This is a genomic window from Kribbella sp. NPDC059898, from assembly GCF_042730855.1.
Lineage (GTDB): Bacteria > Actinomycetota > Actinomycetes > Propionibacteriales > Kribbellaceae > Kribbella.
Genome location: NZ_JBHWKR010000004.1, coordinates 108,835 through 125,519 on the forward strand (window position 1 = coordinate 108,835; position 16,685 = coordinate 125,519).

At 68.5% G+C, this 16,685-nt stretch carries 16 protein-coding genes; 9 read left to right on the plus strand and 7 right to left on the minus strand.

Annotated elements, in window-relative coordinates:
- Window positions 1-67: 67 nt before the first annotated feature.
- Entirely contained in the window at window positions 68-448 is a 381-nt protein-coding gene (locus ACFV9C_RS14480) for a hypothetical protein (protein ID WP_380193738.1), read from the minus strand.
- Between the two features lie 180 nt (window positions 449-628).
- Window positions 629-1,783 (minus strand): phosphotransferase, encoded by a 1,155-nt coding sequence (locus ACFV9C_RS14485; RefSeq protein WP_380193740.1) that lies wholly within the window; start codon window positions 1,781-1,783, stop codon window positions 629-631.
- 53 nt (window positions 1,784-1,836) lie between these two features.
- On the opposite strand from ACFV9C_RS14485, the gene ACFV9C_RS14490 reads away from it, so the two are divergent.
- Window positions 1,837-2,265 (plus strand): MarR family winged helix-turn-helix transcriptional regulator, encoded by a 429-nt coding sequence (locus ACFV9C_RS14490; protein WP_380193742.1) that lies wholly within the window; start codon window positions 1,837-1,839, stop codon window positions 2,263-2,265.
- A gap of 4 nt (window positions 2,266-2,269) precedes the next feature.
- On the opposite strand, the gene ACFV9C_RS14495 is transcribed toward ACFV9C_RS14490, so the two are convergent.
- Window positions 2,270-2,965 (minus strand): hemolysin III family protein, encoded by a 696-nt coding sequence (locus ACFV9C_RS14495; RefSeq protein WP_380193744.1) that lies wholly within the window; start codon window positions 2,963-2,965, stop codon window positions 2,270-2,272.
- A 261-nt stretch (window positions 2,966-3,226) separates the two neighbouring features.
- Here ACFV9C_RS14495 and ACFV9C_RS14500 point away from each other — a divergent pair, with 261 nt between their 5' ends.
- Window positions 3,227-4,006, plus strand: coding sequence for an isoprenyl transferase (locus tag ACFV9C_RS14500; protein ID WP_344192808.1), 780 nt, complete (start codon window positions 3,227-3,229; stop codon window positions 4,004-4,006).
- A gap of 130 nt (window positions 4,007-4,136) precedes the next feature.
- Window positions 4,137-7,532: a phosphocholine-specific phospholipase C gene (locus ACFV9C_RS14505; protein WP_380193745.1), complete on the plus strand. Its 3,396-nt coding sequence runs from the start codon at window positions 4,137-4,139 to the stop codon at window positions 7,530-7,532.
- Here the strand turns inward: ACFV9C_RS14505 and ACFV9C_RS14510 are convergent.
- Window positions 7,504-8,583, minus strand: a complete 1,080-nt coding sequence (locus tag ACFV9C_RS14510; RefSeq protein WP_380193746.1) for an NYN domain-containing protein — start codon at window positions 8,581-8,583, stop codon at window positions 7,504-7,506. The two genes, ACFV9C_RS14505 and ACFV9C_RS14510, sit on opposite strands and share 29 nt — an antisense overlap.
- Before the next feature lie 403 nt (window positions 8,584-8,986).
- Between ACFV9C_RS14510 and ACFV9C_RS14515 the strand changes: the two genes are divergently transcribed.
- The 3 genes from ACFV9C_RS14515 (at window position 8,987) to ACFV9C_RS14525 (ending at window position 11,842) form a co-directional block, all read left to right on the plus strand.
- Complete coding sequence (locus ACFV9C_RS14515; RefSeq protein ID WP_380193748.1) at window positions 8,987-10,318, plus strand: PhoH family protein; 1,332 nt, start codon at window positions 8,987-8,989, stop codon at window positions 10,316-10,318.
- A gap of 171 nt (window positions 10,319-10,489) precedes the next feature.
- Window positions 10,490-11,191 carry a hypothetical protein gene (locus tag ACFV9C_RS14520; RefSeq protein WP_380193749.1) on the plus strand — a complete coding sequence of 234 codons (702 nt, stop codon included), beginning with the start codon at window positions 10,490-10,492 and terminating at the stop codon, window positions 11,189-11,191.
- A gap of 9 nt (window positions 11,192-11,200) precedes the next feature.
- Window positions 11,201-11,842, plus strand: a complete 642-nt coding sequence (locus tag ACFV9C_RS14525; RefSeq protein WP_380193750.1) for a hypothetical protein — start codon at window positions 11,201-11,203, stop codon at window positions 11,840-11,842.
- Here ACFV9C_RS14525 and ACFV9C_RS14530 read toward each other — a convergent pair.
- Window positions 11,827-12,207: a DUF3224 domain-containing protein gene (locus ACFV9C_RS14530; RefSeq protein WP_380193751.1), complete on the minus strand. Its 381-nt coding sequence runs from the start codon at window positions 12,205-12,207 to the stop codon at window positions 11,827-11,829. The two genes, ACFV9C_RS14525 and ACFV9C_RS14530, sit on opposite strands and share 16 nt — an antisense overlap.
- 79 nt (window positions 12,208-12,286) lie before the next feature.
- On the opposite strand from ACFV9C_RS14530, the gene ACFV9C_RS14535 reads away from it, so the two are divergent.
- From ACFV9C_RS14535 to ACFV9C_RS14545, 3 genes are read left to right on the plus strand one after another with little or no spacing between them, the layout of a single operon-like run.
- Entirely contained in the window at window positions 12,287-13,687 is a 1,401-nt protein-coding gene (locus ACFV9C_RS14535; RefSeq protein WP_380193753.1) for a class II fumarate hydratase, read from the plus strand.
- The gene (locus ACFV9C_RS14540) at window positions 13,684-14,349 is read left to right on the plus strand and encodes a DUF402 domain-containing protein (protein ID WP_380193755.1); all 666 of its coding nucleotides are present in this window, start codon (window positions 13,684-13,686) and stop codon (window positions 14,347-14,349) included. Before ACFV9C_RS14535 ends, ACFV9C_RS14540 begins: the two co-directional genes overlap by 4 nt.
- A 31-nt stretch (window positions 14,350-14,380) precedes the next feature.
- A complete protein-coding gene (locus ACFV9C_RS14545; RefSeq protein WP_380193756.1) occupies window positions 14,381-14,539 on the plus strand; it encodes a hypothetical protein in 159 nt (52 codons plus the stop codon).
- 1 nt (window position 14,540) lies between these two features.
- On the opposite strand, the gene ACFV9C_RS14550 is transcribed toward ACFV9C_RS14545, so the two are convergent.
- On the minus strand, window positions 14,541-16,205 hold the full coding sequence (locus ACFV9C_RS14550) for a fumarate hydratase (protein ID WP_380193757.1): 1,665 nt from the start codon (window positions 16,203-16,205) through the stop codon (window positions 14,541-14,543).
- Between the two features lie 78 nt (window positions 16,206-16,283).
- Complete coding sequence (locus tag ACFV9C_RS14555; protein WP_380193758.1) at window positions 16,284-16,592, minus strand: hypothetical protein; 309 nt, start codon at window positions 16,590-16,592, stop codon at window positions 16,284-16,286.
- Window positions 16,593-16,685 lie beyond the last annotated feature (93 nt).

Sequence of the window (16,685 nt, forward strand, 5' to 3'; positions counted from 1 at the left end):
GCGCGCCCCGGATTCCCTTCGTCACAAGGTGGTTCCGGTTGCGTCGACTCCGCCCCTGTCGACGCGGCTAGAGCTTCGTGCAGAGTTTGCCCGGCGGGATGGCGGCTTCGGTGAGCAGTTTGGTCACCGGGGCCGCCAGTACTTTGAGCTGCGGGTCCTCGATCCGCGCGGTCTTCCCGTTCGCGGTCACGGACACGATCATGTCGTCCGGGTGCTTGGTAGCCGGTTTGGTCGCCGCCAGGCTCGCCCAGTCGACCTTCTCGACGGCCGCGCTGATGGTGGCCAGGAACGCCGGGTCGAGCTTGCACCGGAGCGTCGGCTTACCGCGGGAGCTCACGGTCGCGACCCCGTCGGTACCGATCTGCACCTGGTCGTCGAAGCCGGCGAACCCGCCGGTCCGGGCGACGGTCACCGGCAGGCCGGCGCCTACCGGGGCCGACTGCGTCACGGTCGGCAGGGTCGGTGGTGGCGTGCTGCTCGGCGTGCCGCTGGATCCTGACTCGTTACCGCACCCAGTCAGCACGAGTCCCGCGATCACGGCCACTGTGGTGTATCTGCTCAGGTTCCTCACGCACAATGGATACCCGCAGGGACGCCGTTCGTTGCGGCTGTGACACGACTGAAATGTTCAGATCACCTGAGACACCAGGTCTACCAGCGCACGCGTCAGCAGGACGCGCTCCTCGAACAGCTCCGGCGACGCCTCTGCCTTGCCGAACAGCTCCAGCGGTAGCGCAGTGAACGTTGCACGGATCAGCAGCGAGCCCAGGTACCCGTACAGCACCTGCTCCTCGTCCACATGCATCCCGTCCGCCGCAAGGCCCTCCTGGAACGCCTTCAGGATCACCTTGTGTACTGCGGGCAGCGCCTCCGCCGACAGCTCGCCCGCGTGCGCAAGACCGACCAGCAACTGGCCTAGGTCGAATCCCACGGCCTGTGGGCAGTCGAAGCCCCAGTCGATCACCACGAACTCGTCAGGGCTGTCGTGAGGCACCAGCAGGTTCTGCGGGCTGGCGTCTCCGTGCTGGTAGCACTGGGGGAGCGCGTCCAACGCGTCGAGCACCGCGGGCACCTGCCTGCCGAGCTCCAGCAGGTCGTCCTTCAAACGGTGGTCGCTGAGGTTGCAGACCGCTGCCGAGAGCATGGGGTGCCGCCAGGTCGCCGGGTCCGCCAGAGCGGGCAGAGCGGCCGTCCGGACGCGACCGTCCGCGTAGTACCGAAGACCGCACCCAGGAATCCTGGAGACCTCACGGTCGATCAGCGGCTCGACGAGGTGCGGCTGTCGCCGCGCGGACAACCGGCCGAGGAGGTACGCCGCCCGCTCGAAGCGGGTGATCGGCCACGGTCCCCACTCCTGGACGACGTTCTCCATCCAGAGCGTGCCGCGGTCGTCGTCGTACACATCGATCCGGTACGCCTTCGCGAGCCGCAGCCCGGCCGGCATCACGTCGGCGACGCCGCTGCGGTGCACCGCGATCTCCAGGTCCCAGGGCATGTAGTCGATGAAGCTCTGCCGGAACTCCGGCGGTATCAGCTCGATGATCGGCGAGTGCCGGACCGATTGGAGCTTCTTGACGAAACAGGACCAGTCCGCGCCGGTGGTCGCCGTACCGAAGACGCGGTGCAGCGACTCGGTGCTCGGCGTACCGATCGGGTAGTCGACCGCCTCGACGCGGGCGCTGCCCGGCACCGCCGCCGGGTCGCCGGTGATCGTCCGGACCAGGGCGGTCAGGTCGGCGGCGGACAAGGCGTCCCGGCCCAAGGGTTCGAGTGCGGTGATCATGTTCCCCCCACGGAAGCAAAGCCACTTTACTATCGGCATAGTAAAGTTGCTTTATGACCTCCGTCAACGGCACGGACCATGTGGCGCGACTGCTCGGCGAGGCGCTGCGCCGGATCCGTGCAGAGATCCTGGCCGACGCCGAACAGCAGTTCCCCGGCCTGCGCGTCTCGCACTACCGCCTGCTCGAGTTCATCCCACCCGACGGCGCACGCATCACAGACCTCGCCGAGGCCGCGATGATGACCAAGCAGGGCCTCGGCCAGCACGTCGACTACCTGCAGAAACTCGGCTACACCGAGTCGGCCCGGCTACCGGAGGACCGCCGCGTCCGCCTGGTCCGCCGTACCCCGGCAGGCGACAAGGCCGTTGCCTACGGTCAGAGCGCCATCGCCCGGGTGGAAGAGGCCTGGTCAAACCACCTAGGCCCCACCCGCTACGCAGCCTTCCGTCAAACCCTCCAAGAACTGGGGGAGTGGCACTGACCGATCAGCCCGCGCGGTACGTCGCGATGCTGACGGCGATGTAGTGGCAGATGAAGGCGGCCACCGTGAAGGCGTGGAAGATCTCGTGGAAGCCGAACCAGCGGGGGGACGGGTTCGGGCGCTTGGTGCCGTAGACGACGGCGCCGAGCGAGTACAGGCCGCCGCCGACCGCGATCAGCGTGACGACCGCCGCGCCGCCGGTCTGGTAGATGTCGCCCATCCAGAAGATCGCGACCCAGCCGAGCGCGAGGTAGATGGGCGTGTAGATCCAGCGCGGTGCGCTCAGCCAGAAGATCCGGAACAGGATGCCGGCCAGGGCGCCGCCCCAGACCAGGCTGAGCATCAGCACGCGGTCCTTGCCGTGCAGCAGGACCATGCCGAGCGGTGTGTAGGTCCCGGCGATCAGCAGGAAGATGTTGCTGTGGTCGAGCCGGCGCAGGATCGCCTCGCCGGTCGGGCCCCAGTAGAACCGGTGGTACAGCGCGGAGATGCCGAACAGCAGCATCGCGCCGACCGTGTACACCGCGGCCGCCCAGCGGGCGTTGGCGTGCGGTGCGAGGCAGATCAGGACGATGCCCGCGGCGGTGGCGAACGGGAACGTACCGGCGTGCAACCATCCGCGAAGTTTCGGCTTCAGTGGTCCGAGGCGGCCGGACAGCTTGTGGGCGAGTTCCTGAGGCTGGGCGCTGGTAGCGGACATCGCCGTCCTTTCGAGGGGTGCCGGGCGGGGGTGTACCTACGCCACCGTAACCTACGCAACCGTAGGTTCAATGGTCCAGAAGGATGAAATGTAGGCGACGTCACCCGGACGACGCGACACCTCCGCGTGTTCGATGCACGAACTTCAAGGAAAGTTCGACCTTGCTGACAGCTTGCTGTGAGGCACTCCAGGGCCTCTCCGGCCGGGGCGGATCTGGGCTAGCCTCGTGGTCGAGAAGTCATTGAGGAGAGCACCCTGCCCATGCGGACACCTGGCAAGCAGAAGCTGCGCGACGCGGTCTACGGACTGTACGAACGCCGGCTTACCCGATCGCTGTCGCCGGACCGGATCCCGCGGCACATCGGCGTCATCATCGATGGCAACCGGCGCTGGGCCCGGCAGGGCGGCGACCCGGTGTCGCGCGGTCACGAGGCCGGGGCCAACAAGATCTCCGAGTTCCTGTACTGGTGCGATGAGGTCGGGGTCAAGGTGGTCACGGTCTGGATGCTGTCCACCGACAACCTGACCCGGCCGGCCGACGAGCTGGAGCCGCTGCTCCGGATCATCGAGCAGGCTGTCGAGGAGCTGACCGCGATCGGCCGCTGGCGGATCCACCCGGTCGGCGCGCTCGACCTGCTGCCGGGCAGTACGGCGGAGGCCCTGAAGGCGGCCGAGACCGCGACCCAGGACGTCAACGGCATGCTGGTGAACGTCGCCGTCGGGTACGGCGGCCGCCGCGAGCTCGCCGACGCGGTCCGCTCGCTGCTCCTGGAGGAGGCCGCGAAGGGTATCTCGATCGAGGAGCTGGCCGACCGGGTCGACGTCGAGCACATCGCCCGGCACCTGTACACGAAGGGCCAGCCGGACCCCGACCTGGTCATCCGTACGTCGGGTGAGCAGCGGCTCGGCGGCTTCCTGCTCTGGCAGAGCGCGCTGAGCGAGTTCTACTTCTGCGAGGCGCTCTGGCCGGACTTCCGGCACGTCGACTTCCTGCGGGCGATCCGCAGCTACGCCCAGCGCGAGCGCCGCTTCGGCACCTAGAGTGCATTGGTCCGGACCTATTCACCAGTTGTCCGGACCAATTTCAGTGCCGTGATCGCCTCGCGTTCACGGCTTGTTCGCCTGCGCTGAACAGGCTCCTGGACGACCCCGTGAGATCGGAGAAGTCCGGATGACCACCGTTTCCCGCCGTACGGTGCTCGGCGGTGCCGTGGGTGCCGCCGTACTGGCCGCCCTGCCGCCCAGCCTCCAGCAGGCCCTCGCCGCGCCGAGCCGTCCCGGGCGGCTCGAGGACATCGAGCACGTCGTGATCCTGATGCAGGAGAACCGCGCCTTCGACCACTACTTCGGTACTGCCGCCGGCGTCCGCGGCTACGGCGACCGTACTGCGGTCCGTGGCGTGAACGGCCTGCCCGTGATGTACCAGCCCGACCCGTCTCGCCCGGAGGGCTGGCTGGCTCCGTTCAGCATGAACGCCGCGCACACCAACGCGTACCGCCAGGGCGCTGCCGACTTCGGGTACGCGACCTCGATGAGCGCCCGCAACGAGGGCATCGCCGACGGCTACGTGACCCGCCGTGGCAGCGGCTGGCTCGGTCAGGGGTACTACGAGCCCGCCGACATGCCGTTCTACGCCGCCCTGACCTCGGTCTTCACGGTCTGCGACGCCTACCACGCGTCCATGGAGACCAGCACGAACCCGAACCGCGAGCACTTCATGACCGGCACCAGCGGCGGTACCGTCCGCGACCTGCCGCTCTTCGACAACACGGAGATCTCCGGCGGCTACGAGTGGACGACGTACGCCGAACGGCTCGAGGCGGCCGGGATCACCTGGAAGACGTACCAGGCGCTGGACAACTTCGACGACAACGCGCTGGCCTGGTTCTCGGCGTTCGTCAAGGCGAAGCCCGGGTCGTCCCTGTACGAGCGCGGCATGCGGATGGTCGGTAACAGCAGCCAGCAGGGCGATGCGTTCGCGATGGGCGCCGCGCTGGTCAAGCAGTTCGCGGACGACGTACAGGCGGATCAGTTGCCGCAGGTGTCGTGGCTGGTCGCTCCTGCCGCGCTGTCCGAGCACGCGTCGTACACACCGCCGAACGGCGAGCACCTGACCGCACAGCTGCTGGCTGCGCTCGCCGACAACCCAACGGTGTGGGCGAAGACGGCGTTCATCCTCAACTACGACGAACACGGAGGCTTCTTCGACCACATGCTGCCGCCAACGCCGCCTGTGGCTGCTGGCCGCGGTAAGAGCACGGTCAGCCCGGACGGCGAGGTCGTCGTACGCGTCCAGCGTTCAAACGGCAACACGGGCTACCGCGTTGTGAGTCAGAGCGGTCAGTACCGCGTCCGTGCCGCAGACGGGACGCTGACGTGGTCGGACACGCTGCCAGCCGGCGAGACGCAAGTAGGCGGGCCCACCGCGCTAGGGCTCGGTACGCGCGTGCCGATGATCATCGCCTCGCCCTGGACCCGCGGTGGGGTCGTCGACTCGACCGTGTACGACCACACGTCGGTGATCCAGTTCCTGGAGCGGCGCTTCGGCGTACTGGAGCCGAACATCAGCCCGTGGCGCCGGGCGATCACCGGCGACCTCGTGTCGGCGTTCGACTTCTCCGGAGCCGAGCCGCAGTGGCCGCAGCTCCCGGACACGAGTGGCAACCGGAAGAAGAGCGACGACGCTGCGGGACGCCCTGCGCCGACCGTGCCGAGCCCGCAGACCCCGCCGCGCCAGCAGCGCGGTACGAAGACGTTGCGACCGCTGCCGTACTCGCTGACGCTGGCCAGCCGTGTCGAGGCCAACCGCGTCACCGTGGACTTCGCGAACCACGGCACGCAGGCAGCCGTCATCGCGACGTACCCGGAGCCGGGGGAGAAGCCGCGGTTCTACACCGTCGAGGGTGGCAAGCGGCTGGATGACGTGTGGAGCTACGGCCCCAACGGTTTCGACCTGCGCATGCACGGCCCGAGCGGCACGCTCTGGCACGTACGGGGTCGTGACGGGTCGCTGGACGCCACGGTAGAGCTCAACGACGCCGTACTGCTCGTGAAGCTCGTCAACCACGGCCGCAGGTCAGAGACGTTCCAGGTCGGCGATCTCGCGTACGGCGAGGGCATGCGAACCGTCGTCGTACCGGCCGGGGCGTCCCGGGCTGTGCCGGTCCGGATCGGCTCGCACGGCTGGTACGACGTGGCGGTGACGGTGACGGGTGACGCGTTCTTCCTGCGGCGGAGCGCGGGGCGGCTGCCTGGCCGCAGTACGGGCACGACTGACCCGGCGTTGGGGCTGCCGGACCCGGTGACCGCCTGGCTGAGGCTGCCCAGCATCGTCCCCGGCCGGCCGACGACCCTGATCGCCAACCTGTCGTACTCGGAGACCGTGACTGGGCTGACCGCCGTACTGGACGTTCCTGTGGGCTGGACCGCCAGGCAGACGGCGACGGCGACCTGGGAGGTGACTGCGCCCATCGGTACGACCGATCAGGACCTGCGACGGGTGCGTATGTTCCTGCACGGGCGGGCCGGTGAGCGCTTGGTGGTGACCGAGGCTGCGGCCATCCCGAAGGTCGCCGCTGTGCTGGGCGCTTCCCTGGGGTTGGGCAAGGTGTCGACGACCATCGACGAGCAGGTGATCGTTCCTGGCAAGCAGACGCCGGTTACAGCGACTCTGACCGCTGCTGACGACGTGACTGCGCTCTCGGCCGCCCTGACCGTTCCTGCGGGCTGGGCTGCCACTCTGGTCGCTGCAGCGCCCGCAACGCTCGCGGCGGGTCAGACGGCGACACCTACCTGGCAGGTCACCTCGCCGGCGAACCTGACCAACCAGGACCCGCGCGCTCTGCAGGTCGCCGTACAGGCACAGGCTCGCGGCCGGCAGGTCACGGCAACAGCCACGACCACACCGATGGTCGGGCCAGTGATGACCGGGCACCTGCTGGACGAGGACTTCGAGTCGCTGGGCGACCAGCTGCAGACGTCACTGGACCGCCCCGCGCCGGCGACGCTGCTGGGCTGGACAGCCACGCCTCCCGCGGGCTGGTCGGTAGTGAACGCGCCAGGAATGCCGCAGGGCACGCGTGAGCTGCAGGGCTGGACGTTCATGACCAAGCGGCTGCACAGCACCGGCGCACAGGACCGTGACAAGTTCACGCTTGGCCTGGGCGTGCTGGCCGTCGCGGACCCGGACGACTGGGACGACACCGGCAACCCGTCGGCCCGTGGCGCGTTCGACTCCACGCTGGTGTCGCCCGCGGTACAGGTCCCGAGCGGTACGTCGAAGCTGTACCTGGTCTTCGACTCGCACTACCGCCAGGAGGCGCCGCAGAAGGTGTTGCTGACGGCGTCGTTCGACACAGGTACCACGGTTGACCTGCTGCGCTACAGCAGCGATGCCACGGGCAACGACAACGCCGGCAAGGACGTGGAGAACAAGGAGATCCGCAAGGAGATCGCCGTACCGGCCGGAGCAACCGCTGTGACCCTACGGTTCCGCGTGTACGACGCCCGCAACAACTGGTACTGGGCGATCGACCACATCAGGCTGGACTCGAAACCGATCGGTTGAGCTCGACCAACGCAGGCGGTGCGGTCCCGCGACCGCACCGCCTGCACGTCGCCCGGCGGCGCAGGTAGTAGGCGTACGTCGCGGCACCCAACGCCGCGCCCCAGACGGTCCAGAGGACGCCCGGGGCATTGGTCGCCCAGTTGTCGCCATCGAGTGGCGCCTGGGCGTTCATCAGCCCAGCCGGGATCAGTACGACGGCCACCACCGACGCGGGCAGGATCGCCAGCAGCGGCGGGACCCTACGACCAGCCTTGAACCAGATCCACCGCGGGTAGACCTCGCCCCATCGGTGCACCAGTCCGTGCGTGAGTACGCCGCCGCCGAGGCCCAGCACGGCCAGCCCGAGACCCATTTCGAGCATCCCGGGCGTGTCGGCCATCATCCGATGGAAATCGTCGCTGATCCCGACCGGCCAGCCGAAGTACCAGGCGATCCGGGTGAACTCGTACGGCAGATTCGCCACCACCGCGACAGTGACCGCCCACTTCCCCCACCGCAGCGCAGCCTCCGGGCGAGTCCAGGCGTGCTCCGCGGCGCCGCGCCCGCAGGACACGCACAGGTCACGGCTGCGGCGGTGGTACGCGATCGCAGTCGCCGCCCAGAGCACACCGCCGACGAACAGGATGATCAGATTCACGCGGTGCCAGTACAGGATGTCACCGACACCGCCCTGAGGCCCCGGTACGCCGGTGAAGGCAAACACCACCAACGCCGGTGCCAACGCGACAACAGCGATCAGTGTGTAGTCAGGAATCACCAGGGCGAGCCCGACTGCGAGTACTGCGGCAACCGTCTGCAGGAGCCGTCCACGCGGTCGTGTACGCGTCATCACGAGCGACAGCACCGCACCGGCCAGGCCGATCGTTGCCATCACCGGCGCGACCACACGGTACGGCGTACCCTCCAGAATCGAGGCTGTGGCGCGGTCGTCCGGGACCGGCGCGAACGGGTAGCCCGCGCCGCCGAAGGACAAGTACAGGCCGAGCACGCCGTACCCGAAGGACCAGATCGCCGTGGCGTAGCCGGTCCACGCCGGCCAGTTCTTTCGCATGTACCGAGCGTCGCTGCATGGAGGCGGGTACCGGATCACCCAAGGGAGTGACCGAGCTCCCTCCGGCGGCTGAAGGTGTAACGCCGTGTTAACCCCGTGGCCGGGCGTGTCGGGCTGCGCCGTTTGCGGGAGCCTCCTACGCTGGCAGAGACGGTCGGAGGGGAAGCCGGCTGTCACGGGAGGCCCGATCAGTTTGAGAATCTCGTTCCAGCCGGTTGCCCCATGAGGGGCCGAACGGAGTCCCCGAGACCTGTGGTCTCGAACTCACTGATCGCCGTTGCCGCTCACGCGGCGGCGCGGACGGGGCCAACACCGGGCCCCGAGGGCGGCACCCGACCCATCACCTAACCACTGGCGGGCCGGGGCGAGGGTGTACGTCACGGCCTAGAAGAGGACGTGCGACATGGCCATCCACGCCAAGGCGTCAAGTACCTCATCCACACCGGACCAGCGCACCTTCGTGCTGGACACCTCGGTGCTCCTGTCCGACCCGCACGCGATGTTGCGGTTCGACGAGCACGAGGTCGTCGTCCCGGTGGTCGTCGTCACCGAATTGGAGGCCAAACGGCATCACCCGGAACTCGGCTACTTCGCCCGTACCGCGCTGCGACTGCTCGACGAGCTCCGGATCCTGCACGGACGTCTGGACGCACCCCTGCCAGTGGGGGAGAAAGGCGGAACGCTCCGGGTCGAACTGAACCACACCGACCCGGAGACGCTGCCGGCCGGGTTCCGGCTCGGCGACAACGACAGCCGGATCCTGGCCGTGGCCTGCAACTTCATGGCCGAGGGCAAGGACGTCACGCTGGTCTCGAAGGACCTGCCGATGCGGGTCAAGGCGTCGGCGTGCGGCCTGCAGGCCGAGGAGTACCGGGCCGAGCTGACCCTGGAGTCCGGCTGGACCGGGATGGCCGAGCTCGAGGTCGGTACCCAGGTCGTCGACGACCTGTACGAGAACGGCGCGGTGGAACTGCCGGAGGCCGGGGAGTTCCCGACCCATACCGGCCTGGTGCTGCTGTCCGACCGGGGCAGCGCGCTCGGCCGGGTGATGCCGGACAAGCGGATCCGGCTGGTCCGCGGCGACCGGGAGGCGTTCGGGATCCGCGGCCGGTCCGCGGAGCAGCGGGTCGCGCTCGACCTGCTGCTGGATCCCGACGTCGGGATCATCTCGCTCGGCGGCCGCGCCGGTACCGGCAAGTCAGCGCTCGCGCTCTGCGCCGGCCTGGAGTCGGTGATGGAGCGCCGCCAGCACAAGAAGGTGATTGTCTTCCGGCCGCTGTTCGCGGTCGGCGGGCAGGAGCTCGGGTACCTCCCGGGCAGCGAGGCCGAGAAGATGGGGCCGTGGGCACAGGCCGTGTACGACACGCTCGGCGCGCTCACCAGCGGTGACGTGATCGACGAGGTGATCGACCGCGGCATGCTCGAGGTGCTGCCGCTGACGCACATCCGCGGCCGGTCGCTGCACGACGCGTTCGTGATCGTCGACGAGGCCCAGTCGCTGGAGCGCAACGTACTGCTCACGGTGCTGTCCCGGGTCGGCGCGAACTCGCGGGTCGTGCTCACCCACGACGTGGCCCAGCGGGACAACCTGCGGGTCGGCCGGCACGACGGCGTGGTCGCCGTGGTCGAGCAACTGAAGGGTCACCCGCTGTTCGCGCACGTCACGCTGACCCGCTCGGAGCGCTCGCCGATCGCGGCGCTGGTCACGGAGATGCTGGACGACCTCCAGCTGTAAGGAGTGTCGTTGTAGTTCGGTCATAACTATCTGTAAAGCAAAGGTAAGAACGGTGCGGTCGCCACGCGGCGGCCGCACCGTTGTTCCGTGACCTGCTTGTGATCACGGACGGTTTACGCCAGAGTATGTTCTCGTTGCAGCCGACGGGGGTCGGGTTTCTCGGAAGGACAGATGAAAGCGAAGCGCTCCGTCGCGGTTCTTGCAGTCACCGGAATCGCCGTGGTCTCCGTTGTCGCCGGTGTCGACCTCTTCAGCTCTCCTGGGAGCAGCAGTGCGTCGGAACAGGTGTCCGGGCGGGCCGAGATGGCCGTCATCAACAGTGGCAAGGTGCTGGCCAGCGACGACAAGCCGTCAACCGGGCCGAAAGCCGCCGACGACGCGGCTGCTGACGCGGTCCGGATGCGGAACCAGGTCGAGGCCATCGCGCAGCAGCAGGTGGCGCTGCAGAACGCGGCCGACCAGAAGATGGCGGCCAAGAACATCGTGCGGAAACGCGACGAGGCCCTGGCCCGCGCCGCCCGCTCGTCGAGCGAGGAACGCGCCAGCCGGGACGCCGAGCGGAAGAAGTACGAGGGCACGCCGAAGGAGGTCGCGATGAACCTCCTCGCCGACCACGGCTGGAGCCAGGGCCAGTTCAGCTGCCTGGAGAAGCTCTGGAACAAGGAGTCCCGCTGGAAGGTCAGCGCGGCCAACCCCACATCCTCGGCGTACGGCATCCCGCAGGCCCTCCCCGGCAACCGGATGGCGGCGTACGGCTCCGACTGGCGCACCAACCCGGTCACCCAGATCAAGTGGGGCCTGGACTACATCGAGGCGACGTACGGCTCCCCGTGCAGCGCCTGGGCCCACTCCGTAGCCAAGAACTGGTACTAGTCAGCGGGCATGGAGCTGGCACGGGCAACCAGTGAGCGTGGTGAGCTGGTACTGCGCCGCCGCGAGGACGGGGCGCTGGAGTTGCGCGTCAACGGCGTGTTCGTGATGGACGACCAGGAGACCTCCAGCGAGGCGCTCCTGGCGTCGGCGGCGCTGGCGAGCGTCCGGCATCCGGATCGGGTGCTGGTGGGCGGACTCGGGCTCGGCTACACGGTCCGTGCGCTGCTCGCCGACGAGCGGCTCGGCGAGGTGGTGGTCGCCGAGATCGAGCCGGACCTGGTGGCGTGGATGCGCGCCGGCCTGGTGCCGTCGGTCCTCGACGACCCCCGGGTCGCGGTCGTCGTCGGGGACGTCCGGACCGTGGTCGCCGACCTCCCCGACGCGTCCGTCGACGCGATTCTGCTGGACGTCGACAACGGCCCGGACTTCCTTGTCTACAACGAGAACTCCGCCATCTACACGTCCGGCTTCCTGACCACCTGCGACGCCAAACTCCGCCCCGGCGGCGTCCTCACGGTCTGGTCCTCGTCCGCGTCCCCCGCCCTGGAATCAGCCGTCAAGACCGTCTTCAGCACGTGCGACGTGAAGCCCGTCCCGGTCCAGCTCCAGGGCCGCGACGAGCTGTACTACGTCTATCAGGGCAGCTCGTAGTCGACCGTGATCCGCGGGGCTCCGTCCTCGGTGTGCTCGTACAGGACAGTGCCGGTCAACCCGGCCAGGTCGCCCTCGGCCGCGACGATCGTGCCCGGCGCACCGTTCTGGTCGGCCGTCGCGCCGTGCAGCATCACGAACGACCCCTTCCGCCCGCCCAGCGTCCCGGTGAACCGCTCCAGCGCCGTGTACGCCGCCGGCCCGTCCGCGGTCCCCGCCATCAGCAGCTCGGCCGTACTCGTGCCCTCGAGCTCGCCGCCGGTGAACGTCTTGCCCACGCCGGCCCTGCCGAGCTGGATCGTGCCGGCCTCGTCGTACGCTGCCTGGTCCCACTTGGTGATCTCGAACGACTGGCTGAACTTCATGCCGTACCCCTCCTGTGGTGTTGTCCACAGCTTGTCTATCAGCCGGTTCCGACACATCCGATCGACGTACTCTGCAGGTATGGGTGATGACGCGGAGTTCAGGATCGAGCACGACACGATGGGCGAGGTGAAGGTGCCTCGGGACGCGTTGTGGCGGGCGCAGACGCAGCGCGCGGTGGAGAACTTCCCGATCTCGGGACGGCCGCTCGCGCCGGAGCTGGTGCACGCGCTGGCACAGATCAAGGCCTCGGCCGCGGTGGTGAACGCCTCGCTCGGTGTGCTCGACGCGGACCGGTCGGCCGCGATCGTCGCCGCCGCGGACCAGGTGGCCGCAGGGGAGTTCGACGGCGAGTTCCCGATCGACGTCTTCCAGACCGGCTCCGGTACGTCGACGAACATGAACGTCAACGAGGTGCTGGCCACGCTGGCGACCAGCGCGCTCGGGGCCGACGTACACCCCAACGATCATGTCAACGCGTCCCAGTCCAGCAACGACACGTTCCCGTCGGCGATCCACGTCGCGGCCACCGCGGGCGTCGTGCAGGAGCTGTTGCCGGCGCTGGAGCATCTCGCGGATTCCCTTGCCCGTAAGGGATCTGAGTTCGCCGAGGTGGTGAAGTCCGGGCGGACGCACCTGATGGACGCGACGCCGGTGACGCTCGGCCAGGAGTTCAACGGGTACGCACAGCAGATCCGGCGCGGGGCGTCCCGGGTGCGAGCGACGCTGCCGCGGGTCGCCGAGCTGCCCCTGGGCGGTACGGCGGTCGGCACCGGGATCAACACGCCGCCCGGGTTCGCGGCCGCGGTGATCACCGAGCTGAACCGGCGGACCGGGCTCGAGCTGTCCGAGGCCGAGGACCACTTCGAGGCGCAGGGCGCGCGCGACGGCTTGGTCGAGCTGTCCGGGCAGTTGAAGACGGTCGCGGTCAGCCTGACGAAGATCTGCAACGACCTGCGCTGGATGGGTTCCGGGCCGCGCGCCGGGCTCGGCGAGATCGCGCTGCCGGACCTGCAACCCGGGTCGAGCATCATGCCCGGCAAGGTGAACCCGGTGATCTGCGAGGCGACGCTGATGGTGGCCGCGCAGGTGATCGGCAACGACACCACGATCACCGTGGCCGGTGCCGGCGGCAACTTCGAGCTGAACGTGATGCTCCCGGTGATCGCCCGCAACCTGCTCGAGTCGATCACGCTGCTGGCGAACAGCTCCCGCCTGCTCGCCGACCGCTGCGTCGACGGCATCACCGCGAACGTCGGCCACGCCCGCGCGCTCGCCGAGTCGTCACCGTCGATCGTCACCCCGCTCAACCGCTACATCGGGTACGAGAACGCCGCCACGGTCGCCAAGAGTGCCCTGAAACAAGGGAAAACGATCCGCGAGGTCGTGATCGAGAACGGTCACGTCGACAAGGGAGACCTCACCGAGGAGCAGCTGGACGCGGCCCTCGACGTACTGTCGATGACCCGGCCCGGCTCGTGACGGAGTACTGGCAGCCGGGGACGACGATCGAATGGGTGTACGAGGGCAGCGGGAGGCACGCCGACAAGCCGAACGTGCGCCCGATGACGGTCGTGCGCGACGACGCCGACGGACTGGTCGCCTGGCTAGCGCCCGGTACACCGCTGCTCAAACCGGTCCTCGCGGACGGCCGCGAGACGCGCGAGGCCGGCCCGGTCGCGATGTTCACCGAGGAGCGAGTGCTGAAACTCGACGTCTGGCGCGGGACCGGGATCCTCAAGGCGTCGCCGGTCGGGAAGCCGTGGTCGGTCTGGTACTTCTGGGACGCGGACGGGACGTTCAGCGGGTGGTACGTGAACCTCGAGCGCGAACATGTCCGCGACCTCGCGGCGCGGCGTACGAGCACTGTGGATCACGTGCTGGATTTGTGGATCAACCCTGACCGCAGCATCGAGTGGAAGGACGAGGACGAGCTGGAGGGGGCGGTGACCGCAGGGCGGCACACGCCTGCCGAGGCGGAGCAGATCGTGGCGGACGCGTGGGCGGCGATCCGGGACGTGGACGCGTGGGTGGCGCCGTTCTCCGAGGACTGGCAGGCGTGGGTGGCGCCGGCGAGTTGGCGGGTGCCGGTTGCGCCGACGACGCACCAGCCGGTGTTGATCGCGGAGGAGCTGCACAGCTGACAACCGGTGGGCGCGGGATTAGCTTGGAGGTATGTACACCATCGAGCTGCAGGCCGAGGAGCTTCAGATGCTGCGCTCGGCCCTTGGGTGCTACCTCCAAGCCTTCGGCCACAACGAGGCAGACCTCGTCCGCGCCGCCAAGGCCCTCCTCCTCAAACTCCCCGAAGAAGTAGAGACCAAAGCCGGCTGAGTCAGCTGCGCGGACGGACCGTCAACGGAACGGGCTTCCTCGTGTCCGTGAAGAAGTCGTTCCCCTTGTCGTCCACCACGACGAAGGCCGGGAAGTCCTCGACCTGGATCTTCCAGATCGCCTCCATCCCGAGCTCGGGGTACTCGATCACCTCGACCGACTTGATGCAGTCCTGCGCCAGCCGCGCCGCCGGTCCGCCGATCGACCCGAGGTAGAACCCGCCGTGCTCCTTGCACGCCGCCGTCACCTTCGCCGACCGATTGCCCTTGGCAAGCATCACGAACGAACCACCCGCCGCCTGGAACTGGTCGACGTACGCGTCCATCCGCCCCGCCGTCGTCGGCCCGAACGACCCCGACGCGTAGCCCTCCGGCGTCTTCGCCGGCCCCGCGTAGTACACCGCGTGGTCGCGCAGGTACTGCGGCATCGGTTCGCCCGCGTCCAGCCGCTCCTTGATCTTCGCGTGCGCGATGTCCCGCGCCACCACCAGCGGCCCGTTCAGCGACAGCCGGGTCTTCACCGGCAGCTTCGACAGCTCCGCGCGGATCTCGCTCATCGGCCGGTTCAGGTCGATCCGTACGACGTCCGACGCGTCGTCGAGGTGCTCGTCGGTGGTGTCCGGCAGGAACCGCGCCGGCTCCTTCTCCAGCTGCTCCAGGAAGACCCCCTCCGGCGTGATCTTCGCCAGCGCCTGCCGGTCCGCCGAGCAGGACACCGCGATCGCGACCGGGCAGGACGCGCCGTGCCGCGGCAGCCGGATCACCCGCACGTCGTGGCAGAAGTACTTCCCGCCGAACTGCGCCCCGATCCCGAACTCCTGCGTGAGCTTGAAGACCTCCTCCTCCAGTTCCACGTCCCGGAACCCGTGCCCGACCGGCGAACCGATGGCCGGCAGCGTGTCCAGGTAGTGCGCGGAGGCGTACTTCGCGGTCTTCAGCGCGTACTCCGCCGACGTACCGCCGACCACGATCGCCAGGTGGTACGGCGGGCAGGCCGCCGTACCGAGCGACCGGATCTTCTCGTCCAGGAACTCCATCATCCTGCTGGGGTTCAGGACCGCCTTGGTCTCCTGGTACAGGAACGACTTGTTCGCGGAGCCGCCGCCCTTGGCCATGAACAGGAACTTGTACGCGGGGTCGCCGTGCTGCGGTGTCGAGTACAGCTCGATCTGCGCCGGGAGGTTGGAGCCGGTGTTCTTCTCGTCCCACATGGTCAGCGGGGCCATCTGCGAGTAGCGCAGGTTCAGCTTGGTGTACGCGTCGTACACGCCGCGGCTGATCCACTCCTCGTCGACCGCGCCGGTCAGCACGCCCTCGGACTTCTTGCCCATCACGATCGCGGTGCCGGTGTCCTGGCACATCGGCAGGACGCCGCCCGCGGAGATGTTCGCGTTCTTCAACAGGTCGAGCGCGACGAACCGGTCGTTCCCGGACGCCTCCGGGTCGTCGATGATCCGCCGCAACTGCTCGAGGTGCGCGGTCCGCAGATAGTGCGAGATGTCGTGCATCGCCTCCGCAGTCAACCGCTGCAGTACCTCAGGCTGCACCTGCAGGAACGTCCGGTCGCCGGCGGTGAACGTACTGACACCCTCGGTCGTCAGCAGCCGGTACTCCGTCCCATCAGCACCCAACGGCAACAGCTCGGAGTAGTTGAAGTCCGCAGACACCGCACATACCTCCACACAAACTGGACTGGACGTCCCAAGCCTAGTTCTCACCAACCGCACGCCCCGCCGCCCCCCGTGTTACTTCACCAACACCCGCCAAGCCCGCCCAAGCTCAACCCCCACCGTCAGCCGCCGATAGGCGCGAGTGCTGTTGCTCGACATCGCCGCCAACCGGCCGGTCGGTGGCGGCACGTGGTCGCGCAGCGCCGACGCGAGAACGAACATGGTGATCACACTCCCGGAGAACACGAAGCCGCCGAGCGCTAGCTGCTTCACCCCCGTCAATTGCGCGGCCAGCACACACGCCAGTCCTCCCCAGAGCCCGGCGAAGGCGACCAGGTACAAATCAGCCAGCAACCGTGCGCGGCGTACACCACCCCAGTTCATGGCGGACAGTATGCGGGTCAGGGGACGGTTCAGGGGTGAATCGGGGAGACAACCGGTCTGCGGGTGGGGGTGGTGCCGCGTATGGTTTCTGAC

What these genes read in the sequence shown, in the direction of transcription:
- ACFV9C_RS14485 (WP_380193740.1), bottom strand. Translation starts at nt 1,783, where the DNA reads ATGATCACCGCACTCGAACCCTTGGGCCGGGACGCCTTGTCCGCCGCC.
- ACFV9C_RS14490 (WP_380193742.1), top strand. Translation starts at nt 1,837, where the DNA reads ATGACCTCCGTCAACGGCACGGACCATGTGGCGCGACTGCTCGGCGAG.
- ACFV9C_RS14495 (WP_380193744.1), bottom strand. Translation starts at nt 2,965, where the DNA reads ATGTCCGCTACCAGCGCCCAGCCTCAGGAACTCGCCCACAAGCTGTCC.
- ACFV9C_RS14500 (WP_344192808.1), top strand. Translation starts at nt 3,227, where the DNA reads ATGCGGACACCTGGCAAGCAGAAGCTGCGCGACGCGGTCTACGGACTG.
- ACFV9C_RS14505 (WP_380193745.1), top strand. Translation starts at nt 4,137, where the DNA reads ATGACCACCGTTTCCCGCCGTACGGTGCTCGGCGGTGCCGTGGGTGCC.
- ACFV9C_RS14510 (WP_380193746.1), bottom strand. Translation starts at nt 8,583, where the DNA reads ATGCGAAAGAACTGGCCGGCGTGGACCGGCTACGCCACGGCGATCTGG.
- ACFV9C_RS14515 (WP_380193748.1), top strand. Translation starts at nt 8,987, where the DNA reads ATGGCCATCCACGCCAAGGCGTCAAGTACCTCATCCACACCGGACCAG.
- ACFV9C_RS14520 (WP_380193749.1), top strand. Translation starts at nt 10,490, where the DNA reads ATGAAAGCGAAGCGCTCCGTCGCGGTTCTTGCAGTCACCGGAATCGCC.
- ACFV9C_RS14525 (WP_380193750.1), top strand. Translation starts at nt 11,201, where the DNA reads ATGGAGCTGGCACGGGCAACCAGTGAGCGTGGTGAGCTGGTACTGCGC.
- ACFV9C_RS14530 (WP_380193751.1), bottom strand. Translation starts at nt 12,207, where the DNA reads ATGAAGTTCAGCCAGTCGTTCGAGATCACCAAGTGGGACCAGGCAGCG.
- ACFV9C_RS14535 (WP_380193753.1), top strand. Translation starts at nt 12,287, where the DNA reads ATGGGTGATGACGCGGAGTTCAGGATCGAGCACGACACGATGGGCGAG.
- ACFV9C_RS14545 (WP_380193756.1), top strand. Translation starts at nt 14,381, where the DNA reads ATGTACACCATCGAGCTGCAGGCCGAGGAGCTTCAGATGCTGCGCTCG.
- ACFV9C_RS14555 (WP_380193758.1), bottom strand. Translation starts at nt 16,592, where the DNA reads ATGAACTGGGGTGGTGTACGCCGCGCACGGTTGCTGGCTGATTTGTAC.